General features: G+C 40.7%; 22 protein-coding genes and 2 pseudogenes. 13 read left to right on the top strand and 11 right to left on the bottom strand.

All coding sequences use genetic code 11. The annotated features are described in order from the left end of the window. Nucleotides 1-274: 274 nt before the first annotated feature. From ACT4_RS05750 to ACT4_RS05725, 6 genes are all read left to right on the top strand, one after another. Nucleotides 275-2,182 carry a DEAD/DEAH box helicase gene (locus tag ACT4_RS05750; RefSeq protein WP_034604682.1) on the top strand — a complete coding sequence of 636 codons (1,908 nt, stop codon included), beginning with the start codon at nt 275-277 and terminating at the stop codon, nt 2,180-2,182. Nucleotides 2,183-2,599: 417 nt separating this feature from the next. Continuing rightward, a complete protein-coding gene (locus ACT4_RS05745) occupies nt 2,600-3,418 on the top strand; it encodes an ABC transporter ATP-binding protein (protein WP_019385442.1) in 819 nt (272 codons plus the stop codon). After that, nucleotides 3,415-4,194 (top strand): lipid asymmetry maintenance ABC transporter permease subunit MlaE, encoded by a 780-nt coding sequence (mlaE, locus tag ACT4_RS05740; RefSeq protein ID WP_004877682.1) that lies wholly within the window; start codon nt 3,415-3,417, stop codon nt 4,192-4,194. Before ACT4_RS05745 ends, mlaE begins: the two co-directional genes overlap by 4 nt. Continuing rightward, on the top strand, nt 4,194-4,868 hold the full coding sequence (locus ACT4_RS05735) for an outer membrane lipid asymmetry maintenance protein MlaD (protein WP_004877679.1): 675 nt from the start codon (nt 4,194-4,196) through the stop codon (nt 4,866-4,868). Before mlaE ends, ACT4_RS05735 begins: the two co-directional genes overlap by 1 nt. Nucleotides 4,869-4,887: 19 nt before the next feature. Next, nucleotides 4,888-5,520 (top strand): phospholipid-binding protein MlaC, encoded by a 633-nt coding sequence (locus tag ACT4_RS05730; protein ID WP_007480583.1) that lies wholly within the window; start codon nt 4,888-4,890, stop codon nt 5,518-5,520. 11 nt (nt 5,521-5,531) lie between these two features. Further along, nucleotides 5,532-5,819, top strand: coding sequence for a lipid asymmetry maintenance protein MlaB (locus ACT4_RS05725; RefSeq protein ID WP_007480581.1), 288 nt, complete (start codon nt 5,532-5,534; stop codon nt 5,817-5,819). Nucleotides 5,820-5,869: 50 nt separating this feature from the next. On the opposite strand, the pseudogene ACT4_RS17485 reads toward ACT4_RS05725, so the two are convergent. Beyond that, a pseudogene (locus ACT4_RS17485) lies at nt 5,870-6,403 on the bottom strand (hypothetical protein). 1 nt (nt 6,404) lies between these two features. Continuing rightward, on the bottom strand, nt 6,405-7,418 hold the full coding sequence (locus tag ACT4_RS05720) for a CorA family divalent cation transporter (protein WP_004877674.1): 1,014 nt from the start codon (nt 7,416-7,418) through the stop codon (nt 6,405-6,407). Nucleotides 7,419-7,590: 172 nt separating this feature from the next. Between ACT4_RS05720 and ACT4_RS05715 the strand changes: the two genes are divergently transcribed. Continuing rightward, nucleotides 7,591-8,175 (top strand): TIGR00730 family Rossman fold protein, encoded by a 585-nt coding sequence (locus ACT4_RS05715; RefSeq protein WP_007480577.1) that lies wholly within the window; start codon nt 7,591-7,593, stop codon nt 8,173-8,175. A gap of 9 nt (nt 8,176-8,184) precedes the next feature. Further along, nucleotides 8,185-8,591, top strand: a pseudogene (locus ACT4_RS05710) (NUDIX domain-containing protein). On the opposite strand, the gene ACT4_RS05705 reads toward ACT4_RS05710, so the two are convergent. Beyond that, a complete protein-coding gene (locus tag ACT4_RS05705; RefSeq protein ID WP_007480573.1) occupies nt 8,575-9,225 on the bottom strand; it encodes a ComF family protein in 651 nt (216 codons plus the stop codon). The pseudogene ACT4_RS05710 and the gene ACT4_RS05705 overlap by 17 nt on opposite strands. Next, nucleotides 9,212-11,257 carry an ATP-dependent DNA helicase RecG gene (gene recG / locus ACT4_RS05700; protein ID WP_007480571.1) on the bottom strand — a complete coding sequence of 682 codons (2,046 nt, stop codon included), beginning with the start codon at nt 11,255-11,257 and terminating at the stop codon, nt 9,212-9,214. The genes ACT4_RS05705 and recG overlap by 14 nt, the downstream gene beginning before the upstream one ends. A gap of 18 nt (nt 11,258-11,275) precedes the next feature. On the opposite strand from recG, the gene ACT4_RS05695 reads away from it, so the two are divergent. Both ACT4_RS05695 and ACT4_RS05690 read left to right on the top strand, forming a co-directional pair. Then, entirely contained in the window at nt 11,276-12,094 is an 819-nt protein-coding gene (locus tag ACT4_RS05695; protein ID WP_007480568.1) for an NAD-dependent epimerase/dehydratase family protein, read from the top strand. 126 nt (nt 12,095-12,220) lie between these two features. Beyond that, nucleotides 12,221-13,201: a putative solute-binding protein gene (locus ACT4_RS05690; RefSeq protein ID WP_031234849.1), complete on the top strand. Its 981-nt coding sequence runs from the start codon at nt 12,221-12,223 to the stop codon at nt 13,199-13,201. A 34-nt stretch (nt 13,202-13,235) separates the two neighbouring features. On the opposite strand, the gene plsB is transcribed toward ACT4_RS05690, so the two are convergent. Continuing rightward, nucleotides 13,236-15,782 carry a glycerol-3-phosphate 1-O-acyltransferase PlsB gene (gene plsB, locus ACT4_RS05685; RefSeq protein WP_007480564.1) on the bottom strand — a complete coding sequence of 849 codons (2,547 nt, stop codon included), beginning with the start codon at nt 15,780-15,782 and terminating at the stop codon, nt 13,236-13,238. 277 nt (nt 15,783-16,059) lie between these two features. Here plsB and ACT4_RS05680 point away from each other — a divergent pair, with 277 nt between their 5' ends. The 3 genes from ACT4_RS05680 (at nt 16,060) to ACT4_RS05670 (ending at nt 19,001) form a co-directional block, all read left to right on the top strand. Next, nucleotides 16,060-16,932: an acyl-CoA thioesterase II gene (locus ACT4_RS05680; RefSeq protein ID WP_007480562.1), complete on the top strand. Its 873-nt coding sequence runs from the start codon at nt 16,060-16,062 to the stop codon at nt 16,930-16,932. Nucleotides 16,933-16,970: 38 nt separating this feature from the next. Continuing rightward, entirely contained in the window at nt 16,971-17,642 is a 672-nt protein-coding gene (locus ACT4_RS05675; protein WP_007480560.1) for a helix-hairpin-helix domain-containing protein, read from the top strand. Nucleotides 17,643-17,759: 117 nt separating this feature from the next. Next, nucleotides 17,760-19,001 (top strand): dicarboxylate/amino acid:cation symporter, encoded by a 1,242-nt coding sequence (locus ACT4_RS05670; protein ID WP_007480559.1) that lies wholly within the window; start codon nt 17,760-17,762, stop codon nt 18,999-19,001. A 66-nt stretch (nt 19,002-19,067) separates the two neighbouring features. Here the strand turns inward: ACT4_RS05670 and ACT4_RS05665 are convergent, their stop codons facing one another. From ACT4_RS05665 to ACT4_RS05640, 6 genes are all read right to left on the bottom strand, one after another. Further along, entirely contained in the window at nt 19,068-20,012 is a 945-nt protein-coding gene (locus ACT4_RS05665) for a metal-dependent hydrolase (protein WP_007480557.1), read from the bottom strand. A 129-nt stretch (nt 20,013-20,141) separates the two neighbouring features. After that, the gene (gene yihA, locus ACT4_RS05660) at nt 20,142-20,918 is read right to left on the bottom strand and encodes a ribosome biogenesis GTP-binding protein YihA/YsxC (protein WP_004877646.1); all 777 of its coding nucleotides are present in this window, start codon (nt 20,916-20,918) and stop codon (nt 20,142-20,144) included. A 71-nt stretch (nt 20,919-20,989) separates the two neighbouring features. After that, complete coding sequence (locus ACT4_RS05655; protein ID WP_004877642.1) at nt 20,990-21,442, bottom strand: Rrf2 family transcriptional regulator; 453 nt, start codon at nt 21,440-21,442, stop codon at nt 20,990-20,992. Between the two features lie 80 nt (nt 21,443-21,522). Beyond that, entirely contained in the window at nt 21,523-22,734 is a 1,212-nt protein-coding gene (hmpA, locus tag ACT4_RS05650) for an NO-inducible flavohemoprotein (RefSeq protein WP_007480555.1), read from the bottom strand. Nucleotides 22,735-22,874: 140 nt separating this feature from the next. Next, on the bottom strand, nt 22,875-24,425 hold the full coding sequence (locus ACT4_RS05645) for a helicase HerA-like domain-containing protein (RefSeq protein WP_007480554.1): 1,551 nt from the start codon (nt 24,423-24,425) through the stop codon (nt 22,875-22,877). A 19-nt stretch (nt 24,426-24,444) separates the two neighbouring features. Continuing rightward, on the bottom strand, nt 24,445-25,638 hold the full coding sequence (locus ACT4_RS05640) for a PLP-dependent transferase (protein WP_007480552.1): 1,194 nt from the start codon (nt 25,636-25,638) through the stop codon (nt 24,445-24,447). Nucleotides 25,639-25,715: the final 77 nt, after the last annotated feature.

The raw sequence follows: 25,715 nt of genomic DNA, 5'->3' as shown, positions 1-25,715 counted from the left end.
CCGCCCACGCACTTAAATTCCAGTTCATTACCTGAACATTCAGTTCTATTCATATTAGCGCACGCTGTCCATAGAGAGGACCACATCTTGCGCCCAAATCGCTTAGCGATTCTTCAGGTTGAGGCAGTAATCAAGCGTGCGTTTAGTCCACATCGTCGTTATTCGGATCGCCGCTGAATTTCATCTATTTTCAGCTTGAGTCGCTTTGCCGCTTGTTGCCGATGTCTATTTTTGTATTTATTAAAATGGAGCACCCACAAGGGTGAAACTCTCTATGAGCAAAACTTTTGCCGAATTTTCTTTGCACGAAACCTTACAACAAGCACTTGAGGGTTTAGGTTTTACAAGCCCAACGCCTGTGCAAGAACAAGCGATTCCAGCTGCATTAGAAGGTAAAGATTTATTAGTTTCAAGCCAGACTGGTTCTGGTAAAACAGCAGCATTTTTACTCCCAACATTAAATGCTTTAGCAGGTCAGGAAACTTTTGTGCCATTTAAAGAGCGCATGAAAGCAGTGACTCAACCAAGCATTTTAGTTTTATGTCCTACTCGCGAATTGGCTCAACAAGTAAGCCAAGACGCTATTGCATTTGTACGTCACATGAAAGGTGTTCGTATTGCTGCAATCATGGGTGGTATGCCTTTTGGTAAACAAATCCAACAGCTTAAAGGTGCGCAAGTCGTTGTAGCGACTCCTGGTCGTTTACTTGACTTGGTGAACCGTCGTCAATTGAAACTTGATAAAGTTGAATCTTTAATTGTTGACGAAGCTGACCGTATGTTAGACCTAGGCTTCTCTGAAGACTTAGAAGCAATTAGTGATTTGGCTGCAAACCGTAACCAAACATTGATGTTCTCTGCAACATTTGCTGATCGTATTATTCGTCTTGCTGAACGTATGATGAATGATCCAGAGCGTATTGCGATTGAAACTGGTCACACAACAAATACTGACATCACCCAAACTCTTCATTGGACTGATGGCTTTGAGCACAAGAAAAAGCTTTTAACTCACTGGTTATCTGACGAAAACTTAGACCAAGCAGTTGTATTTGCAAGCACTCAAGAAGATACAGACATGCTTGCGGAAGAGTTAGCTGAAGCTGGTCATTCTGTAGTTGCACTACATGGCGCTATGCCACAAACCGTTCGTAACCGTCGTTTACGTAGCATCCGTGAAGGTCGTGCAAAAATCTTAGTTGCAACTGACGTTGCAGCACGTGGTTTAGACGTACCAACAATTTCGCACGTAATCAACTTCGGTTTACCTATGAAAAATGAAGACTATGTACACCGTATTGGTCGTACAGGTCGTGCTGGTCGTACAGGTCAAGCGATTACATTAGCAACTTACCGTGAGCGTGGCAAAATCCGTGCTTTAGAAGATTATTTAGATGCACGTTTAAATGTATCTGAAATCGAAGGTTTAGAGCCATCTCCACCTCCTGCACGTTCAGGTCGTGATGGCGGCGGTCGTGGTCGCGGTGGTCGTGATGGCGGCGGTCGTGGTCGTGGTGGTTTTGGCGGCGGTCGTCGTTTTGAAGGTGAAGGCAACTTCAAGCGTCGTGAAGGCGGTGATGATCGTCCACGTCGTAGCTTCGATGACAAACCTCGTGGTGAGCGTCCTGCATTTGGTGGTGAAGATCGTCCACGTCGCGAATTCAATTCTGACCGTCCACGCCGTGAAGGTGGTTTCGAAGATCGTCCACGTCGCGAGTTTAATTCTGATCGTCCACGCCGTGAAGGTGGTTTCGAAGATCGTCCGCGTCGCGAATTTAATTCTGACCGTCCACGCCGTGAAGGTGGTTTCGAAGATCGTCCACGCCGCGAGTTCAACTCAGATCGTCCACGTCGTGAATTTAATTCAGACCGTCCGCGTCGTGAAGGTGGTTTCAATGATAAACCACGTTTTGATGCGAATGACGACAACCGTGGCAATCGCGTAGATTATAAACCACGCCGTGAGGGTGGTTTCGGTGATCGCCCTAAGCGTGACTTTGGTGATCGTCCACAACGTGAAGGTGGTTTCGGCGACCGTAAGCGTAGCTTCGGTGGCGATGACCGTCCTAAACGTAGTTTTGGCGAAGATCGTCCAAAGCGTAAGTTTGGCGAAGATCGTCCAGCTCGTGGTTCACGTGAAGAGCATTTCGGTGGCGACCGTCGTCGCAAAAACGATTTTTAATCGATAAAAACCGATGAAATGAAGAAGCCAGTTGAAAAACTGGCTTTTTTATTTTGAATGAGTCATGTAGAATGCCAAAATGTCTACTAGTTCAAACTTTACATGAAAAATGAATAGGGTTAAGCAAAATAAAAGTTTCTTGAATCAAGCGTGGTCGTTCATGTGCAGTGAAGGTTTACCATGCTTATTTGTTGTACTTATGCTATGTAATGGGCTATTTTTTGCATATGCCATTTTTGATGAAAATCACACCGATTCATTCAATGCAAATTCACATCAATCTGCTTCAGAATTTCGTTCAAAGAATAACTACATAAATTAAATAATCTTCATACATCGTTTATCAAAATAAAAACAAGCGCTTAATCTTTCAGTGTATAGTATGCGTGCATAAAAAGTGCAGGAATGAATGCCATTATGAATAACAAATCTCCTCTCGATTCAGAAGCCCTCATTGAAGTTAAAAACTTGAGCTTTAATCGTGGGGAACGCGTCATTTATGACGATATCAGTCTAAAAATTCGACGTGGTCAAATTACTGCAATCATGGGGCCATCTGGTACAGGTAAAACGACATTGCTTCGTTTGATCGGCGGACAACTCACACCTGATCATGGTGAAGTTTTACTTGATGGTAAAAATATTGCAGCTATGTCGCGTCATGAGTTATTTGCTGCGCGTGCCCGTATGGGAATGTTATTCCAAAGTGGTGCACTTTTTACAGATATGTCTGTGTATGAAAATGTCGCTTTCCCAATTCGTGCACATACTAAATTACCAGAGCATATCATTGCTGAACTAGTTGCCTTAAAGCTTGAGTCAGTTGGTTTGCGTGGTGCTGAACAGTTAATGCCAACTGAATTGTCAGGTGGTATGAATCGTCGTGTTGCCTTAGCGCGAGCGATTGCATTAGATCCTGAGTTGATCATGTATGACGAACCATTTGCTGGTCAAGATCCAATCGTAATGGGTGTTTTGACGCGCTTGATTCGTTCTCTACGTGAAGCTTTGGATCTCACTACAATTATTGTCTCGCATGACGTTGCGGAGACTTTATCAATTGCTGATTATATTTATGTGGTTGCAGAAGGCAAAATTCAGGGTGAAGGTTCTCCAGAAGAATTAAAAAATCATGCTTCACCATTTGTACGTCAGTTTTTAACAGGTTCGGCAGAAGGGCCTGTGGAATATCAATTTACGCATCAAGCATATTTAGATAGCGAGGTTCGTCCATGAATACGATAGCCTGGCTAGGTAGACTCGTTATTGAGCGAATAAAGGGGATTGGTGCTGCGTCACTGATGCTCCTACAAGTTTTATTCGCAATGCCATCACAAGGTGGTTTTCAGCGCTTTGTTTACCAAATGTATCGCGTCGGGGTGATGTCTCTACTGATCATTGCCGTTTCTGGTTTATTTATTGGTGCAGTGCTTGGCTTACAGATGTATAGCATTCTCGTCACTTTTGGTAGTGAAGCGATGTTAGGCACGGCCATTTCATTAACCTTGCTACGTGAGCTTGCTTCGGTTGTTGCTGCATTATTATTTGCGGGTCGTGCAGGTTCAGCTTTGACTGCTGAAATTGGCTCGATGAAGCAAAGTGAACAACTTGCCAGCATGGAAATGATCGGTGTTGATCCACTTCGACAGATTGTTGCTCCACGTTTATGGGCAGGCATTGTCAGTTTACCAATGTTGACGGTGATTTTTGCAACCATTGGTATTATCGGTGGCAAGTTAGTTGGCGTTGACTTTTTAGGTGCAGATGAAGGTTCTTTCTGGGGCGGTATGCAAAGTACAGTTCAGTTTGGGCATGACATTTTGAATGGCACAATTATTAAAAGCATTGTGTTTGCACTGATTTGTACATGGGTGGCGGTGTATCAGGGCTATGCTTGTGATCCAACACCAGAGGGTATTGCGACTTCGATGACGAGAACGGTCGTATATTCTTCACTTTGTGTATTAGGTTTTGATTTCGTGTTGACTGCGGTCATGTTCGGAGGGATTTAATGAAATCACGTACTAGTGAGCTGGCCGTAGGTATTTTTGTCATTATCTTCGGTATCGCTCTATTTTTTCTTGCAATGAAAGTTAGCGGTTTGGTTGGTACAAATTTACGTGATAGCTACAGCATGACAGCACAGTTTGATAACGTAAATGGTTTAAAACCTCGTGCCAAAGTCACCATGAGTGGTGTAACGATTGGTCGTGTAGAATCTATTTCTCTTGATCCCGTCACGCGTTTAGCAACAGTAAAATTTGATTTGGATGGTAAGCTGACGAGCTTTGATCCAAAACAACTTAAAGAAGTGCAGAACAATGCACTTGAGGAATTACGCTACAGTTCTGATTATGAGCAAGCTGATGCTGCGAAACAAAAAGAAATGGAACAGCAACTTATCAGTAACATGACCTCCATCACGAGTCTGGATGAAGATGCTTATATAATGGTAGCAACCAATGGCTTATTGGGCGAAAAATATTTGAAAGTTGTACCAGGTGGTGGTGTGAATTATTTGAAACGTGGTGATGTTGTTTCAAATACCCAAGGTACAATGGATTTAGAGGATTTGATCAGTAAATTTATTACTGGTGGTGCTGGTAAAGCCACATCAAGCTCGACAACTGAGAGTTCAACATCACCAGCTGCAAACGCTGATGCAGAACCATCTTTTGTTGAGTAATTCAGGTTAGGAGATTGAAGTGAATACATTATTGAAACAGACTCTAACGGCAAGTGTATTATCAACCATGCTTGCAAGTGCTGCATTTGCTGCACCAACAGAGACCCCACCTGATTTTGTAAAACGTGTGGCTGATGGCTTGATTACGCGTCTAAAAGCAGATCATGCTAAATTGCAGAATAATCCTGCTTTAGTAAAAACGATTATTCGTCAAAACCTTGATCCGTATGTTGATTCACAAGCATTTACTCGTATCGTATTGGGTACTTATGCAAATAATCAGTACACAAATGCTGCTCAACGTGCTCAGTTTGAGAAAAACTTCCGTGAAGTGATTATCGAAAACTATGGTAGTGCTTTCGCTAAATATACCAATGAAAGCTATACTATGCGTCCGTTTAGATCATCAAATAGCAAGAACCCAGTGGTTACTTTAGACTTCTTGCATAATGGTGAAAAGATTCCTGTATCTTTCCAGTTGACGGATAAAGGTGATCAGTGGAAAGTGCGCAATATCAATGTGTCAGGTATTGATTTAGGTTTACAGTTCCGTAATCAGTTTGCAGCGACAGTGCAACGTAATGGTGGTGACATCAACAAAGCGATTGCAACGTTTAAACCAGATGCAGACTCTGCTGTTAGCAAAAAATAAGGTAACGATGGATGATTCAGTATATTGATCAGCAACTCGTCGTTTCTAAAACGATTAACTTTGTAAATGCAGAAGAGATTTATCAAGCAGGCTTAAAGCATATCCAACAACATAAGAGTTTTCCTTTGGTTGTTGATCTAGGTCAGCTTGAGCAAGGAAATACGCTATCTTTGGCTGTTTTGGTGCAATGGTTGCGCCAAACACCTGAGAGTAAAGGTCTACATTTCAAAAATGTTTCTGAGAAAATGTTAAAGATTATCCAAGCTTGCCATCTACAAGATGATTTGAAATTGATTTAAATGATTCTTGTAGATGAAAAAGAGAGCTATTTATAGCTCTTTTTTTATTCCTATAGTTTGGGGAACGCAGAAAAAAGCGCGCCACAGGTTGGATATTTTTGATGTAGCTTTTTTAGATAATAGGTTTGGTCATGTTCTAAAAAACCATCTAATAGTTTCATCGGTATGCTTTGATTATTGCATCGTTGGGTTCTTCTATTCCATGCGCTAAAAGGTGAAATTGGATGATCAATTGTTATGATGTTTTTATCGCAGTGTAATAATGCCAATGAACTGATTTGATAATTTTGAGGTGTCGTCTTATTTGGTGGATACGCTAGACCAATGACTAAATTATTACTTTTTATTGTTTTGATTGAAAAATCACTATGCCATTGTTTAGGCTTGGATGAGAAAATCTTTGTTAGCAAACTTTGAAAGATAAAGTGAGGGTGTTGAAAGGTGAACTGCTTATGGTTGCTTGAAGATAGTTGCTGAACAGATTAAAGCCGTGCAATAAACACATCATTTGGGGAGTGTGGTGCGCAGGCAAAAGCTAGGTTTATCGAAAGGGTTATATTCAAAACTAGAAATAACCCTTTCATTTTAAATCCATTTCTTCCATCTAAAGTAGATCATTGGTAAGACTAAAAATGCCATTAAAATTGCGGTGACGATCCAAAAGCTCAAACTACCATGTGCAAAAGGGAGTTCTTCCGTATTCATACCATAAATGCTGGCAATCAACATGGGTGGCGCAAGCATACTTGGCAAGATCGAAAATCGACGAATCGTATCATTTTGTTCAGTGTTAATGAATCCAGACGTAGTATCCAATAAGAATCGTACTTTCTGGAATAGAAAGGCATCATGTTCGACCAGTGAGCGGACATCTTCGCTGAGCTCTCGAATATCCGCATCGTAAATATGACTGCCCAAAGCACGCGGGCGGGATAAAAACGTTAATACACGACGTAAATCGATTAAACAAAGTTGGGCTTTTCCAAGCATATCTTCTTGCTGGGCAAGCCGAGTAATCATGTCATCCAGATCTAAAATCTTTTCTCGATGATGATTATTTAGGACTTCTGTTGAATATCTTTCTAAGTCCTTGTGGATATCTTCTAAGATATCCGCAAGTTCATCTAACTTTGCTTCGAGCAATCCGAGTAAGATCCAAGTGGGATCTTTATAGTCCATATCGTAGTCATTGCGGCGCGCTCGTGCACGAAAAGCACGGAACGCAACAAGCTTTTCGCCACGCATGGTAAACAAACGGTCTTTATGCAAAATAAAGGCAACGGTTTGCACCATTGCAAGCATATGAGACGTGTCTTCAGTGTCGCCATCGACCTGATAATTTTTATTCTTTGTTAAAAAATATGTACTGATATGCAAAATTCCATCATCATCACGATAGAATCGAGCGGATGAGGAAATGTCTTCAAGTGATTTTAATGTGGGTAAATTTCGATCATAGGCATCGAGAACCCATTGTTGTTCTTCTTGAGATGGAGCGATCAAATCAATCCATACGAGTTCAGGGTGTAGATCAAAGCCCCCATTGATCGTTGCATCTTCTAGACTACCGCGCTCAGTGGCATAAAAGGCTTCAAGCATGTCTTTTTTCCTCGCGCAGTTGATGTAAAGCTTTCATCATTTTGAGGAAAGCCAGCGTGTATTTTAGACAAGGATCGAATGAAAAACACTTGCCTAAACGATATTTTCTAAAAAATCTTGTTTCTTAGCCTACTTTAACAGCATGACAGTTATATAAAACGGTTTTAATTGTATGAATTCTATATGTGTTTTCTGCGGCTCCTCCCTTGGTAACGATCCTATTTACAAACAAATCGCACAAGCGACAGGCCAAGCAATAGCAGAACAGGGTCTCACTTTGGTTTATGGTGGTGGTCGCTCTGGATTGATGGGCGTTGTTGCTGACAGCGCGATACAGGCTGGAGGGCAAGTGATCGGTGTGATTCCAAATGCTTTAGTTGATCGTGAGTTAGCTCATACAGGGTTGACAGCGTTACATGTAGTGAATGACATGCACGAGCGAAAAACTAAAATGGCGGAATTGGCCGATGCTTTTATCGCTTTACCTGGTGGAGCAGGTACTTTGGAAGAAATTTTTGAACAATGGACATGGAGTCAGTTAGGGATTCATCAAAAGCCTTGTGCATTTTTAAATATAGATGGTTTTTATGATGGGTTGATTCAAACAATACAGGATTCGGTTAATCGAGGGTTTAGTCAGGCTCGTTTTGTCGAAAAGCTGATTGTTGCTGATAATATTGGTGACATTTTAAAGGCATTTGCAGCATATGAACCTGCTATACCTAAATGGATGTCAACTGCTGAAATTCAGGCGTGAGAGAGAAAAGTGAAAACAATTACTGTAGCTGCAGCTGTTATTTTGAATGAAAACAATCAATTATTATTGGTACGTAAAAAAATACACAAGCTTTTATGCAAGTTGGTGGAAAATTAGAGCTGAATGAAGCACCTGAGCTTGCGATTCAGCGTGAAATACTGGAAGAGATCGGTTGTCATTCGGAAATCAAAAAGTTTATTGGGCAGTTCCATACACAGGCGGCCAATGAACCTGATCATCTTTTGGTGAGTTATGTTTATTTAGTTGAGCTAAAACAATCTCCTCAGATTGCAGCTGAGATTGCTGAAATGAAGTGGATTCAATTAGATGATCAAATTACTGTATTAGCTCCTTTGACGAAAGAGGTGGTGATTCCATGGTGTCTTAAAAATCAACCACTTATGCAGATGGCTTAACACCGCCAGCAGCGAGACAAATGGCATTAATTTTTTGGCAGCCCAATTGTTTCAGTATTTCTGAAAGTGCATGGATTGAGCTGCCCGTCGTCACCACGTCATCCACGATCATGACATTCCGATAACGGATTTTATTTGGTGGGCATGCAATAAATTGTTGTTCAATATGATCAAGCCGCTCTAAGCGAGTTAGACCTTTCTGTGAATGCTGTGCTAAGCGTTGTACAGGTTGCCAGATTGGAACATTCAGATGCTGACTCAGTGTTTTAGCGAGCAGAAGTGACTGATTATAGCCTCGTTCAATCAAGCGATCTGTTGAAATCGGCATAGGCACAATCGCCTGTATTTTAGGCAATTTGAGTTGTAATAAAAGCCCTGCTAATAGTCGTTCATATTCAAGTTTTTGCTCATATTTAAACTGTTGAATAATACGATCAATCGGATATTGATAATGGCAAGCAACGTAAATATGCTGTTCATGACGTTGAATTTGTTGTTTTAACCAAGGTAATTGTTGCCAACAATTTGAACAAACGCCAAACTGTTGCTTGATGCCCACATCACATAAATCACATGGCGTAAAATAATCAAACAACAGTCGGGTTTGTTTACGTAATAAATTAAACATAGGCATAACGTGGTGCTTCAGGTAACCAGCGTTTCAGCAAGCCTTCTGCATGTTGCGGGTAATCTTTGAGAATGTGTTCAGCCACATAATGTGCTTGACTCAGTAGATGATCATCACGTTCTAAGCGAGCAACACGAAAGCCCATATCACCTGTTTGTTTAGTACCGAGTAATTCACCGGGGCCACGTATTTCTAAATCTTTTTCTGCAATCACAAAACCATCATTACTTTCTCTTAAAATTGAAAGTCGTTCCTGCCCATTTTGTGAGAGTGGTGTTTTATAAAGTAATGCGCAGAAACTAGCCGTTGCGCCACGTCCCACACGACCACGAAGCTGATGCAGTTGCGACAGGCCAAGCCGCTCGGCATTTTCAATTACCATAATAGAGGCATTGGGAACATCAACACCGACCTCAATCACCGTCGTTGCAATCAGGAGTTGTGATTGATTGTCTTTGAAAGCTTGCATAACGGCTTGCTTCTCATCAGCCTTCATTTTTCCATGAACCAATCCAATTTTAAGGTCAGGAAAGCGTTCTTTGATTTCCTGATAAGTTGCTTCAGCGGCTTGTGCATCTAAGGTTTCGGATTGTTCGACTAGTGTACAGACCCAATAGGCTTGCTTGCCTTCGAGACAATTCTTAGCGATACGTTGCAACACTTCTTCACGACGATCCAAAGGAATAGTCACGGTTTGAATCGGTGTTCGTCCCGGTGGGAGTTCATCAATGATAGAAGTATCAAGGTCACCATAGGCACTCATCGCAAGCGTACGAGGAATGGGGGTTGCGGTCATGACTAGTTGGTGTGGTGTGAACTGATCAACGCCTTTGTTGCGTAAAGCGAGACGTTGGTCAACACCGAAACGATGCTGTTCATCAATAATAACCAGTCCTAATTTTGAAAATTCCACATTGTCTTGAAATAATGCATGCGTACCAACAACCAGTTGGGCGTGACCCTCTTTGATGTGTTGCTCAGCTTGCGCACGCGCTTTGCCCTTTTGTTTACCTGAAAGCCAAGCCACTTCAATACCCAGCGGTTCAAACCAACGTTTAAAATTCAAGTAATGTTGTTCCGCTAAAATTTCAGTTGGTGCCATTAACGCAACTTGCCAATCTGCTTCAAGCGCATGACATGCGGCAACGGCAGCAACCAAGGTTTTACCTGCACCGACATCACCTTGAACCAAACGTAACATTGGTTGATCTTGTTTTAGATCTTGTAGAATTTCTTTCGAGACACGCTTTTGAGCATTGGTCATTTGAAAGGGCAATGCTTCTAATAGTTTTTTGGCGAGTATTTTACTGCTACTAAATCGAGGTGCGGCAATCTGACGGATATAAGCACGACGTGTCAATAAGCTAATCTGATGCGCTACGAGTTCTTCAAAAATCAAGCGTTGTTGTGCAGGATGTGAACCTTGATTGAGTTGTAACATATTGGCATCAATCGGTGGTTCATGAATGTAGTGTAGGGCTTGTTTTAACTGATAACCGTTGCTGTACTTACTTGGTAATAATTCAGGAAGATCATCACTATGATGTTGCAACGCTTGGCGAACATATTCGCGTAGCTTAGGTTGAGTGAGTCCTTCTGTACTTGGATAAATTGCCGTGAGCTGCGTTTTTGGAAGAGGTGTGTGTTGTTGAATGACTTGGATTTCAGGATGATACAGTTCTAAACCGCGGGCCCCGACACGGACTTCACCGAAAATCCGTAAACGTTGTCCCATTTTGATGCGATCAGTTAAGCCTTTATAAATATGATAAAAACGTAAAGTCACTTTGCCAAAATCATCTTGGAGCAATGCGGCAAGAGACTTCTTTTTTCCAGGTGGGAAATCAACAGAACGCACTTCACCTTCAAGTAAATAACTTCGTCCAACAACCAGCTGATTCATTGGAATAATAGTGCTACGATCTTCATAGTCACGGGGAAGATGAAATAGCAAATCATCCGTGCTAAAAATATGAAGCTTTTCTAATAGGGTCGCTGCGGCAGCACCAACGCCTTGTAATTGCTGGACTGAAGTCATCTTTGATCAAGGGTATGTATGCATATTTTATTTATTGGTTATGGTAAAACATCTCAGCGTGTCGCTAAACACTTATTTGAGCAAGATCACCACATTAGCACAATTAGTCGCAGTCCAAAAACAGATTGTTACGCTACTCATTATATTCAAGATGTTCATCAACTTGATTTAACATCATTTCCGCCGATTGATATGGTTTATGTGATTTTAGCGCCTGCTGAAAGTGGCGTGGAAGCCTATCAACACACCTATGTAGAGAGTGTTCAGCCGATTGCGGAAGCATTAAAGCAGCATCCTGTTCAGCGTATTGTGATTGTTTCTTCAACTCGTGTTTATGGTGAAAGCGAAGGTCAGCGTATCGATGATGAATCGGTGATTCAACCTGTCGATGAGCAAGGACATTTACTTCGAAAAATGGAGTTGTTGTGGCAGGATTATTATCCTCAACAAAGTATTATTGTTCGTCCTACAGGGATTTATGGGACTTCAATTGCTCGATTAAAACGACTTGCAGAGCAGACACAAACTTATCCAGCGATTCATTTTAGTAATCGTATCCATATGGATGATTTAGCTAGATTCTTGGCATTTTTAGTCGATATTCAAACCTTTGAGTCGAGTTATATTGTGACGAATAACATCCCGATTCCGATGCATGAGATTTTATTGTGGTTTCAACAAAAACTAGGATTACCACTGCTAAAGCTTAGCTCAGAGCATCATACAGGTAAGCAAATTTTTGCAACCCGATTGGCCAAAACTAATTTCAAACTCAATCATCCCATTTGCTTTAATGACTATGCTGAGTTGCTACACGTACATAGTAATGAAAAATAATTAGGCTAGACTGCAAGTATGCTTTGAATTGTTGGTATGGATTTTGAATTTTAAATATCAACAAATTCCGTAAAGGAACTGCCTGAATTATGCACGAGGTTTGCAGTTGGGCGTAAAAGGTTGGATATGAGAAAAATAATCTGTTTAATGTTGTTAGGATTGATATCTGTTGAGGGCTGGGCAGGTGAGCAGACATGGTGTGTGTTCGACCCACTAGGTGCGAAAGGTGATATTAGTCGTCGTTTGCAAGATGTACGTTTGACTGCATTACAAAATCGAGTCGACTTAAAATTTCAATTTTTCAAAAATGAAAAGGATGCAATCCAAGCCTTTGACCAAAAAAAATGTTCTGGATTAGCAGCTTCTAACTTTAATACTTATCGTTATAACCATTTCATCGGTAGCACGGGTGGAATTGGTTTAATTTCAAATAATCGAGTTGCGCGGATGTTTTTGCAACTTTTAAATAATGTACATGTCGAAAAACGTATGATTGGTCAAGACTATGAGGCAATTGGAATGATTCCAATTGGCACAGCGTATATGATCATGAATACACAGCAGATCAACAAAGTATCTCAATTAAAAAATAAGCGTATCGGTATTCTTGAAGATAATCCGCCACAACAGGCGTTGGTGCAAAGTGTTGCTGCAAAGGCAGCATATGTAGATTTCTCTGATGCGGTTGATTTGTTCAAGCAAAAGAAAATCGACATTTTGGCTGCTCCGGCTTATGGTGTCTTGCCGTATAACATTAAGAAAGAGTTTGGTGAGTCGACGCAGGTGGTTAATTTTCCTGTCGCCTATTTTGCGATTAGCATTGTTATTCGCCCCAAAGATTATCCAGTTGGTTTCGGGCATCAAATTAGAAATTGGTTTGTTAAAAATAACAATGTCTTAGCAGCGCAAGCGATTCAATGGGAAAATCACCTTCCTGCATATTATTGGGCAGATATTTCTAACTTTGAAAAGCAGGGATATGAAGCGATGGTGGCTAAGATTCGCAATCGTTATGTTGATCTTGGATACTATGATGCGTATTTCGTTGAATTAATCAAACGATTGAGATGTATTGATGACCCTCAATATTTAGAGTGTCGAAAGTAAAATAAAAGGCAACCGAAGTTGCCTTTTTTATGACTTAAGCTTTCTTACGCTTTAATCGGCGTTTTGCTTGTTGGGATGCCATAGCCTCTAACGCTTCGGCAAGTTCTTCATCACTAAAAGTCGTGATGTGTTGCAACATTTGTAATGTTGCTTCATCCAGTACAAGTTGTGCCCCAGCTGCCATTTCACTGAAGTTATCATCATATTCAATAAAACCTTGATCGTTGTTACGGATATAGTTTTGTTGAGTTAAGACTTTAATGAAACTTTGGAATAATGCTTTATCGAAGAATTCAGGTGAATTGAATTCATATAACACAGATAGGCGTTGACCGAGTAAGTGGCTAAGCTCTTCAACTTGTTTAGTTGAAATATTGCCAGAACCACGTTGCGTAATCAGCGCTAAGGTCATGTAATAGCGTTCTAAACTTTGTTTAACAGGCATTGCAAGCGTTAAGAGTTTTTGATGCTCTTCACTGTTTGGTGTTGGGCTGAAAAGATTGCCTTCTTGATCTTGGAAAATCAGACCTATCTCAGCCAATGCATTGATATAGCTATCAATATGTTGCTGTAACTCAGAAGGTTGCCATTTCATAAACAATTCAGCTTTCAAGAATGGATACAAGGTACGAATCACATTACTCAAATCTGTTTTATGGATTTTACCATTGTGCTCAACCAATGAAGCAACCAATGATGGCAAGACAAAGGCATGCAAAATATTGTTACGGAAGTAAGTGAGTAGAACCGCTTGGTTGTCCTCAATCGCAATAATATCACCTAGTACGTGTTGAACACGTTTGATGAGCTTTAGCTTCAAGCCATAAGCAATAATTTCTTTACCCGATAATGGCGTTACTTGCGTGCGCTCATCGTAAGGATGTTCTGTCACTAGATCTCGATAAATATCGAGTTGTTTCGCACAGATTTCTTCATCCAAAGTGTGTTTTGGTGTTGCTAATAAAATTAAAGCCAAAAGCGAAACAGGATTGATCACCACTGCACGGTTAATATTTTCTAAAATGACATTTGCAGAACTTGAAACCACATTCGAGAGTTCAGTTGAGCTTGCCGTTTCGAGTTGGATATTATCGGCATTGTTTTGCTTCAAAATATCATCAAGGAATACTGGCTCACCAAAATTCACATGTACTTTACCGAAGATACGTTCAATTTTTCGTAAGGTTTTTACGATACCAAAAATTGATTCAGCTTCTTTCGGCTTGCCTTGCATTTCACCAACATAGGTTGAGCCTTCCATTAAACGCTCATAACCAATATAAGTTGGAACAAAAACAATTGGTTTTGCAGGGCCACGTAAATGACCTTGGATGGTCATTGCCAACATACCCGTTTTTGGCGGAAGTAAACGACCAGTACGTGAACGACCACCTTCAATAAAGTACTCGATTGGTGTATTGCGTGACAAAATGCTATATAAATATTCTTTGAATACAGAGGTATAAAGTGCATTGCCGCGGAATGAACGACGAATAAAGAATGCGCCGCCACCACGGAGTAGTTGACCTACAAAAGGTAAGTTCAAGTTATCACCAGCAGCAATATACGGGATCATCAAACCGCGTTTATAAATAACATATGACAATAATAAATAGTCGATATGGCTTCGATGACAAGGTGTATAAACGATCTCGTAGTCTTTTGCTAATTCACGGACTGTACTGAAGTTATGTACTTCAACGCCGTCATAGAGCTGCGTCCATAAACGAGTTAATGCCATATCCGCAAAACGTACTGCGGAAGCAGAATAATCAGAAACGATTTCATTGACATAACCAATAGCACGACGTTCGGCTTCAAGCATACTGATTTTGTGCTGAATGCTTTCTCGACGAATGGCATCTTGTACCTCAGGTGATTTGATCACTGATTGCATGACATTACGACGGTCAGACAAGTCAGGGCCAAGTACCACTTCACGTTGCTGATCCAAATACGTATCTAACGAGCTGGAAATATACGTTGCTGGTGAGATATTTGGATGGTTGGTCTTGGCATAATCTACCAATTCACGTAGAGATTGCGGCTCGTGAAACTCTAAATAAGATTGACGGCCATGCAGACCAATGTTGACGAGTTGTTTAACTGTACCTGGTGTTGCCCAAGTATCTGAGAATAATAATTTGAACCAAGAGTCTTCTTTATCTGGTGAACGTCCCCAAAGCACAGTCACAGGAACCAATTCTACTTCTACATCTGGATTTTGCTCTAGCGCTTCGATGAGTTGTAAAAGACGCGGGGGATAGGTTTGGGTATTGAAGAAATTGTTTTCGTTATGGTGCAAAAAGAGAACTGAATTTTTTTCTTGATAAGTCCCAAAAGCCAAAGGGTCTAGGGCTGGTTTTAAATGTAAACGTCTCGTTTCTCCATCAACCACAAGCGCATTACTACGAGAGTAATTTTGTAAAACATAGCACACAAGTTTATTTGAATCAGTTGTGCTTTGCTCTGCTGTGGTGGATTCTGTAGGAACTTCACCAAGAACATGTGGGGTAACCACAAGGTCAAGTAACTTACTCGAAAGTTGGCGATACATTTGACCAAATCCAGTCTTGGACATTACAAACTCCTAAATAATAATCCTGACATCGAGTCATGATGAACACGACATTCTGCGATATTCTTACATAAAACGGTATGTTATTTTCTGACAAAATATAGCGTATTTGGTAGATTTTATCGTTAAAAATCGTATTTTTAGCAGGTATAACTAAATACGAATGTGACGGACGAATCATTTTATCCTGAGCATCTTTATTGGAATTTATGGCACAATCAAAATATTAACCCCACAAGGATGGGTTAATTTCTCCTGATTGATGTTGGAAGGTTATTATATGAATGCTTTGACTCAAGAACTCGTTGAACTGTTGACCCTAGAAAGGATTGAAGATCATATTTTTAGAGGCAATAGCCGTAATTTAGTCGGGAAACGAGTGTTTGGTGGACAAGTGCTTGGTCAAGCATTACGCGCTGCATCATATACAACTGACCGTCCAGCACATTCCTTACATGCATATTTTTTGTATGGGGGGGATGTAAATGCGCCGATTATTTATGAAGTTGAACCGCTTCGAGATGGTAAAAGTTTTGCAAGCCGTCAAGTCAAAGCCATTCAACATGGGCGTGTAATCTTTTCTGCGATGGTATCTTTTGCCTATCCTGAAGAGGGTTTGAATTATCAACATAAAGAACCAGAATACCCAGCACCTGAGACATTAAAGTCCGAAAATGAACTGAAAGAAAGTCTAATTAATTTTGTGCCTGAAAATGTGCGTGCAAGTTTTATGCGTGAACGTCATGTCGAAATTCGACCAACGCAATTGGTTAATCCATTTCAGCCACAACCAGAAGCGCCGTTTTACGCGCATTATATTCGGACTCATGGCACGATTCCGTCAGAGCTAGATGAAATTTCATTGCATCAAGCTATTGTTGCATTTTATTCAGACTTTACGTTGATGACCACAGCATTACGCCCACATGGTTTGTCGTGGATTTCACCAAACTTACAATGTGCAAGTATTGATCACACGATTTACTTCCACAGACCATTACGTGCAGATGATTGGATGCTATACGATATGGAAGCAACGGTGAGTGCGAGTTCTCGTGGTTTGAACTTTGGTAAGATGTGGCAGAATGGTCAGCTTGTTTGTAGTACTGTACAAGAAGGCTTGATTCGGCTCAGAGAAATTGAAACGCAGTAATATTAAAAGAGAAAAATAACTAATTTGGAGTGTATGTGGTGTTTCAATCTCATATTTCTACATTGATAAAGCAACACTCCTTTAAATCTTTGGTTGCAGCCAGTTTGTGTTTAATTGTTTTTGGGTGTTCACGTAATGAATCACTGTCTGCCGAATATCAAGAAGCTTGTCATGGTGAGCCTTTGACAACAGTAGCTCAACGTAATCAAGCTTTAGAAGATGGTTTTGTTATAAACCAGCAATTCAAATGTATTGATAAAGCTTCATACTTGGCTATGCAAGAAGCTGAGGCACAAGGAATAGCTGCAAGATCCCCTGAAGCATTGGCAAGAAAAAAAGCAGAAGCTGAAGCACGTGATGCTCAGATTGCAAGACAAAGAGAGCAGAAAGGTTATGAATCAGAAGCCGATCCTACTCCGAAGTATGAGTTGCGTTATGTCGAAATTAACTCGGCGTCCGTTGGGGAGTTAATGCATGTTTGTAATATTAAAAATGGGACAGCTGAAGACATTGTAAAAGAGCGCGAACGTAATGGTCAGTTCGGAGATTGGGTTGATGTTGTTCACCGTGTATTTGCGATGAGTGCAGCGCAAAATGTGGTATATGCTTCGGTATGTGGTTTAACTGTTAATGGTCAGAGTTTTGATGGAGCGCCCGCAGATCAGGCGGTAGCTCAACAGATTTATCAGCGTTATTCTCATTATAAGTAACAATTTATAAATTCTTTTTCTATATTTTACCGGTGATTACTGTGACAAAAAATTGCTCGAATCTTCAATAAGCACATGCCATAGTATTGATAGTTCATCAATTCCTTATTTTTTAGAATGAATTTAAATACACAAATTTTAATTGCCGCAATCTTTGGTGTGCTATTTGGACTTTTGCTCACAGCACAGCCAGATACCGTCTTTGCTGCAAATAGTTTATATGGACTTGGAATTTTAAGTAGCATTTTTATTGGTTTGTTAAAAATGTTATTGATCCCACTGATTTTCAGTTCGATTGTCGTGGGTGTTTCTAATTTACAAGCAGGTGGGCAGTTTGGTCGCGTTTGGAAAGTGACCGCACTGAGTTGCTTAACGACAACGACACTAGCTCTCATTCTTGGAATTAGCTGTGCGCATATTTTTGAGGTCGGAAAGGGAATTGATATTACGGTATTTCAGGCTGCGATGCAGAGCCATGAAACACCAGCTACGCTGACACCATCCAGCTTTTTAACGAACTTTATTCAAAATACTTTAATTAATCCTTTCAAGGCATTCAGTGATGGTAATGTGCTGGCTGTTGTGGTATTTGCGCTGTTTCTTGGCGTTGCTTTGGTAAAAGGAGGTGAGCGGTTCAATTCAGTTCGGCAAATCAGTCAGCAATTTTTTGAAATAATGATGATGTTGGTGGGTTGGGTGATGAAGCTTGCACCAATTGGGATTTTTGCCTTACTTGCGAAATTAATTGCAACCGAAGACCTCTCTGTTTTGAGTCGACTGTTCGAGTTTGCAGTTGTGGTGACAGGTACAACGATTTTTCATGGTCTCGTGGTACTGCCGTTGTTGCTCTGGGTATTTGGAAAGATGAATCCAATAACCTTTTTTAGAGGAGCTAGAGCCGCATTGGTGACTGCATTTGCGACTAGTTCAAGTTCGGCGACGATGCCGCTTAGTTTGAAATGTGCTCAGGAGAATTTAGGCGTTCGTCCACAAACAGCGGGTTTTGTGATTCCTTTGGGTACGCAGTTAAATATGGATGGAACAGCCCTTTATGAGGCTGCCGCTGCATTGTTTATTGCAAATCTGATGGGGTTGGATCTCAGTTTAACCCAGCAAATCATTGTGTGCTTAACTGCGATTATCGCATCTTTGGGCGCGCCAGGAATTCCAAGTGCAGGGATGGTGACGATGATTATGGTGCTGCAATCTGTCGGATTACCAGCAGAGGCAATCGCAATCTTACTTCCAATTGACCGTTTGTTGGATACGGTGCGTACCGTTGTGAATGTACAGGGCGATATGATGATTAGTGTGGTTGTTGATCGCTATGCGAAGCAAGTAGAAACAGAACCAAGCTAATTTTCCCGCTATACATCAGGCGTAAAAAAAGCAGGAGATAACTCCTGCTTTTTTTATTAACTTGAATTACGCAGCTTGTTGTAAAGCGCGTTTTGCAGCTGGTGAATGATTGAGGTAATTCACAGCATCTTGAGTATTCCCTTCTTTTACAGGGTCATACCAAGGCATTAAGTAATCAATTTGCTGAGCAACCAACCAAATTGGATTTGGAAGAATTTGGTTGTCCTTGCTGCCGATCTTATACCATTCTAGCCAAACCCAAGGTTTGAATAGACTTGGTTTCTTATCAGCAAAGCGTGGATCTTGGCTCATGATATGCGCTGCACCATCAACCCAAAGTCCTAGAACGCCAACAATTACGGCAACGCTAAGGTAGTAACGTGCAATATAGCCACCGCCTAAATGACGGTAGAGATCAAATGCAACTGTACGATGTTCGATTTCTTCTGAACCATGCCATTTGATCAAATCGATCATCTCAGGATCAGCACCGAGCTCTTCCCAGCGTTTGTTATAGAGTGCATACTTACCAAGAACACAGGTCATATGCTCAACGGTAGCGATCACACCCAAGCGGAATAAATCCCATTGATGGTCAAGTATCTTAGGTACTTCTTTGCCGAAAGGTTTATCAGCCAAAGCCTTGGTAAATAAGAAATCCATGATGTCTAAATTACGTTGAATATCAATATTGCGCTGGCTTAGATATTCTTTATTTGCAGATGTATGCGCAACAGCGTGCATTGCTTCCTGACGAATAAAAGCTTGAACATCTTCTTTTAATTTCTCATCAGTAATTTCTGGCAGTACTTTGTTGTATAGACGGCAAAACCAAAATTCACCAGCAGGCAAAATATTGTTAATTTCATTAATAAAATAGCTGGCAAAAGGCTGATTTGGAATCCAATCTACAGGTGTTTTTTCCCAATCAAATTTTACTTTTCGAGGGAGGATTTTATAGTCAATCGAAGAACCAAGAACTTTGTTCTTCACAAATGATAGTAATTTCATCGTTTAGTCCTAATCGATAGTGCAATGAACCAACACTAAGCAGTATATGCAAACGACCTAGTGTTTGTGTTTAGCAATTCGGGACAATTAAAATTTATTTAATGCATCAAGTTGCATGAAATGCATTTTTTATTCTTCAATGTCTGTTTCAGACACTTCTGGGATTTCATTTAAGTCAAACTCAGACGGTTGTTCGAGCGTATAATTCAAACGACCAGCCATCACGCTTGAGAGTTCCTCTAAACCGATACGGTTGAGTGATGAGAACAATTGAATCGAGAAATCAAGTTTCATTTTCTTCAACTGTTGTTTGACTTCCAGCAAAGTTTTATTTGCAGGACCACGGTTAAGTTTGTCTGCTTTGGTCAGAAGAATATGTACAAATAAATGACGAGAGTGTGCCCATTCCAACATCATTAAATCAAAGTGTTGTAATGGATGACGAATATCCATCAACAGTACGAGACCTTGTAAACTCTTACGATGGATCAAGTAGTTTTCAAGCTCTTTTTGCCATACGATTTTCATTGCTTCAGGAACAGCAGCATAGCCATAACCAGGTAAATCGACTAAGCGTTGGTCAGGATTGCCTAAGCTAAAAAAGTTGATCATTTGAGTACGACCAGGTTTTTTAGAAGCGCGTGCAAGTTGCTTTTGATTGGTTAGTGCATTGATTGCACTTGATTTACCAGCATTCGAACGTCCTGCAAATGCAATTTCATAGCCTGTATCTTCTACGCACAAAGCGAGCTTAGGCGCACTCATTAAAAACTCAGCTTGGCGTAACCAATTTAAAGACTGTACCGCATACTCAGTTAATGCAGGATCAGTTTTCTTTTCATAACTGATTTTTTGTTTAGGTGCGAGTTTGGCTTTGGTGTCTTTAGATTGTTGACGCTGACGCATAGAAGCTTACTTTTGAATTGAAATAGCAAAGCTATTATAAAGGATGTCAGGGAATCGTGCGAATGTGATGGTTAAGCTTTTTGAGTGAGTTGTAAAAAATCAATATGAGAGCTTTGAGAGGACGGTAGAATACCGTGTTGTAAAACTTCGCCTAAAGTATAGCGGTCAAGGCTTTGGTAAAAGCTTTCTAGAGCTTGATCTAAGATACCTTTCAGGCCACATTGAGAGCGTAATACACAAGGTGGAGTATTACATTCTACGATTTGGTGATTACCTTGCAAAATACGAACAATTTCACCGAGTTTGATATTGCGTGCATCTGGATTTAGGCGAATTCCACCGCCTTTGCCGCGGATGGTGACAATCCAATGTTGTTTCCCCATAAAGTGAACAACTTTCACCAAATGGTTTTGTGAGACATGGAGGTCTTTGGCTATATCGGCGATTGTATAAGGCACATCGTTTGGACGAGCGACATACAATAAAATCCTTAATGCATAATCAGTAAATTTATTGAGTTGCATAACTTCGCCCAATCTATTGTTATAGATAGAAAAGGCTAGTCTATATCACCGACTAGCCTTATGCAAAACACTGATCGAGATCAGCTTAGTTTTACGCCGCCTGTTCCAAATGCTTCGCTATGAATGTTTTCAGCTGGAATGCCACGAGCAACCAGCGCTTTGTGTTGCTCTGCCATAAACGGCATAGGGCCACATAAATAGTAATCGGCATTTACTGGCAAGATTGCCGTGTCGATTGAGCTCAAATCTAAACGTCCTGCAAGATCATAGTCTTCACCTAGTACATCATTTTGATGTGGGAATTCATAGGCTGTGAATGTGCTCAAGCGAGGATATTGTGATTTAAGCGCATGAATATGCTTTTTCATGGCATGAACATGGCTACTGCGACATGCATGGATAAAGCTAACTGGTTGCGGCATATCTAATGTAACAAGTTGATTTAACATCGCGATCATTGGAGTTAAGCCAACACCACCGCTAATAAATACATTCCGTTTACTGCTATCAATCAGATAGAAATTGCCTGTAGGTGCGGATACTTCAATTTCAGCACCTTCTGCCAAACTATGTAAAGTGCTAGATACCCAACCACTTGCGAGATCGCCTTTTTCATTTTCTCGTTTGACTGAGATACGAAGGTAATCGCTTTGCGGGCAAGTTGATAAAGTATATTGACGAGGTTGTTTTAAGTTGAGTTCAGGAACAAATACTCGAACTGAAATGTATTGGCCTGCTTCATATTTTGGTAAATCGCCACCGTCGACAGGTTCGAGATAGAACGAAGTGATTTCTTCACTTTCCACAACTTTTTTCGCAATTTTAAAATTACGCCAACCTAACCAACTACCTTTGGTTTGTTGGTGTTGATCATAAATGGCTTTTTCTGTGCTAATGAAAAGATCAGCTAATTGACCATAAGCCGCAGCCCAAGCATCAATGAGTGGATCATCCATAGAAATGCTGAGAACTTCACTAATTGAATGCAGAAGATTCTCACCCACAATATTGTAGTCAGGTGCTTGAATATTCAGGCTGACATGTTTGTGTGCGATTAACTCGACGACAGGGAGTAGCACAGAGGGGTCTTCAATATTTTCTGCATAAGCTAAAACAGCACCTGCGAGTGCTTGAGCCTGAGCACCGCTACGTTGATGTCCCATATTAAAGGTTTCTTTTAATTCAGGATTATTGCCCAGCATACGGTTATAGAAGTACCCCGTTAGCGCGACACCATTTTCACGGAGAACAGGAACAGTAGCTTTTACTAGGTCGATTTGCTGCGGAGTCATGAGTGATCTCTCTTGGCTAAGATTTATAAGATGCATTTAAAATACATCTTATAAGGTGTATTTGCAATACATCTTATAATAAATTCCATAAAAAAATAAGGGATAATAAATTATCCCTTGATTAATCGTTGGAAAAACTTTTATTTCTTGCCAAATAGTGAACCGAGCAAGCCACGCACAATTTTTTGACCTGTGCTGCCGCCTAAGCTTCTTGCCGCACTTTTGGCGAATGTTCCAACAATATCTTGTGTTAATTTTTCGCGATCACGTTGTGCTTTCTCCGCCGCTTTTTGCTGCTCTTTAGCAAAACGTTCTTGTTCTTTTGCTTGTTGTTTGGCTAAAATTTCTTGTTCTTTACTTTGCTGTTTAGCGAGAGCATCAGCTTCTTTTTGTTGAGCTTGTTGAAGTACTTTCTGTTGTAGTAATTCATAAGCACTATCTCGATCAACTGCTTGATCATAGACACCCGCCACAATGCTTTGCGCAATAATCACTTGTCGCTCTTCAGCTGTAATTGGGTTAAATGCCGAGTAGGGGGGCATGACCCAGCCGCGTTCTACAATTTGTGGCGTACCTTGTTCATCTAAGCAGCTAATCAATGCTTCACCGACAGCAAGTTCAGTGATCGCTTGATCAACTTTAAAATCAGGGTTGACGCGAAAGGTATCTGCAGCGGTCTTTACTGCTTTTTGGTCTTTTGGTGTGAATGCTCTTAACGCATGCTGTACACGGTTACCAAGTTGTCCTAAGACGCTTTCAGGTAAGTCGAGTGGATTTTGGGTGATGAAGTAAATCCCAACCCCTTTAGAACGAATCAGGCGAACCACTTGCTCAATTTTTTCTTGTAAATTTTGGCTGGCATTGTCAAAGAGTAAATGCGCCTCATCGAAGAAAAATACCAGTTTAGGTTTATCCATATCACCAACTTCGGGTAACTGTTCAAAAAGTTCAGACAGCATCCAAAGTAGGAATGTGGCATAAAGCTTGGGGGTATTCATGAGTTTGTCAGCAGCTAAAATATTAATATAGCCATGACCATTCGAATCGGTTTGAATGAAGTCTAAAATATTGAGGCTCGGCTCACCAAAGAATTGTTCGCCCCCTTGATCGCCAAGCGCCAGTAAGTTGCGTTGGATTGCACCAAGACTTGCAGGTGAGAGGTTGCCATATTCTGCTTTAAGATCAGCCGCATTTTCACTGACATAGGTTAGCATAGCTTTTAAATCTTTAAAGTCGATGAGCAATAGGCCTTGATCATCTGCAATTCTGAAGACTGCTGATAGCACACCTTCTTGCGTGTCATTTAGATTCAGCATCCGAGCTAATAATAGTGGACCAATTTCTGAAATCGTTGTGCGAATGGGGTGTCCTTGTTGGCCAAATAAATCCCAAAAAATCACAGGTGAAGCTGCAAATGGAACTGACTCTATGCCTAAAAGTTTCAAGCGCTCATCAAATTTAGGGCTGCTTGTTCCTGCTTTTGCAAGACTGGAAACATCACCTTTGGCATCGGCTAAAAATACAGGCACACCAAGACGCGAAAAGCTTTCAGCAAGAACTTTGAGTGTGACGGTTTTACCCGTACCCGTCGCGCCTGCAATCAAGCCATGTCGGTTTGCAAATTGTGAATGTAAAACGATATCTTGTGTTGTATCTGTAGTTTTCTTAGCAATAACAATTGGTGTACTCATTCTTCACCTATTTCTGATTTCATTCGAGCTGTTTTAATGCGTTTTGAATATCTTGAATTAAATCTTCTGGATGTTCTAGTCCTATACAGAAGCGAACCAATAAACCTTGTTGTAAATGTGTATTGCTAAGCGAACGCATCTGTTTTAAATCGTAGAGCATCACCAAGCTCACAGGCCCACCCCAACTAAAACCCAGTTTAAATAATTGCAGGCTGTCGCAAAATTTACGGACAGCGGTTAAATCGTATTCTGGCTTAAAAATGACACTCACTAAACCTGCACTTTTACCTGTACTACAAACTTCAGCCCAAAATTGATGACCCGCAGCATTGTTTAAGCTTGGGTGTAATATCTGGCTAAATTGAGCTTGCTGTTTTAACCAATCTAAGACTTTGATTGCATTAAGCGATTGCTGGTCATAACGTAGCGACATGTGTGCCAGACTACGTTGGATTTGAGCACTATCATCTCCTGAAACGCAGATCCCTTGTGTCGCATGCATTTTGAAAAGCTTGTGATGTAATTGTTGATCTCTGGTTACTACTGAACCCATTAGAATATCGCCACCACCGCTTGGGTATTTGGTGAGTGCATGCACAGTTAAATCTACTGATAAATGTTCATCTGAAAAATCAAATGCATTAAATGCTAGACCAGCCCCCCAAGTGTTGTCTAAGACAGTGATGACATTGGCTTGTTGTGCTTTTTTGACTAAGTTTTTTAGATCAGGAAATTCGAGTGTCACTGAACCCGCTGCCTCTAGCCAAATAAGTTTGCTTTTCTCGGTAGGCTGAAAGCTATCGGCATCAATAGGGTTATAAATTTTGACGGAAATACCGTAACGATCTTGTAGGTTGTTTAAATGCTCCAGATTAGGCCCATAAATGTTGTCGGCTACCCAGACTTCATCACCTGAACTTAAAAAAGTGCTATTGACCAAATTAATTGCAGATAGACCACTAGGCGCAAGTAAGCTGAAAATGCCGCCTTCGATTTGAGCGATGTTGTCGCCTAAAGTAAATGTAGTCGGTGTCCCATGTGTACCATAACTATAGTCATAGCGATCGGTCCAGTGACGATCAAAAAGGTGCGATGTGCTTTTAAAAATAATGGTCGACGCACGATATAGGGGAGGTTGAATCGTTTCTATATATTGAGGAGCTTTTCGTGGTGCATGAATTAAATCAGTTTGTGCATTCTTATGTTTAGTCATGGTGCAAAATCAAAGCAATATAATAGTTTAGGTTAAGAGAAAATAACAAAAGCTGCCAGTGGTTTGCATCTTTTGTA

It is taken from the genome of Acinetobacter sp. NBRC 100985 (assembly GCF_000241225.1).
In the GTDB taxonomy this organism is placed as follows: domain Bacteria; phylum Pseudomonadota; class Gammaproteobacteria; order Pseudomonadales; family Moraxellaceae; genus Acinetobacter; species Acinetobacter venetianus.
The sequence above is the reverse complement of the archived record's forward strand: the minus strand, read 5'-3'. Positions and strand labels throughout refer to the sequence as shown.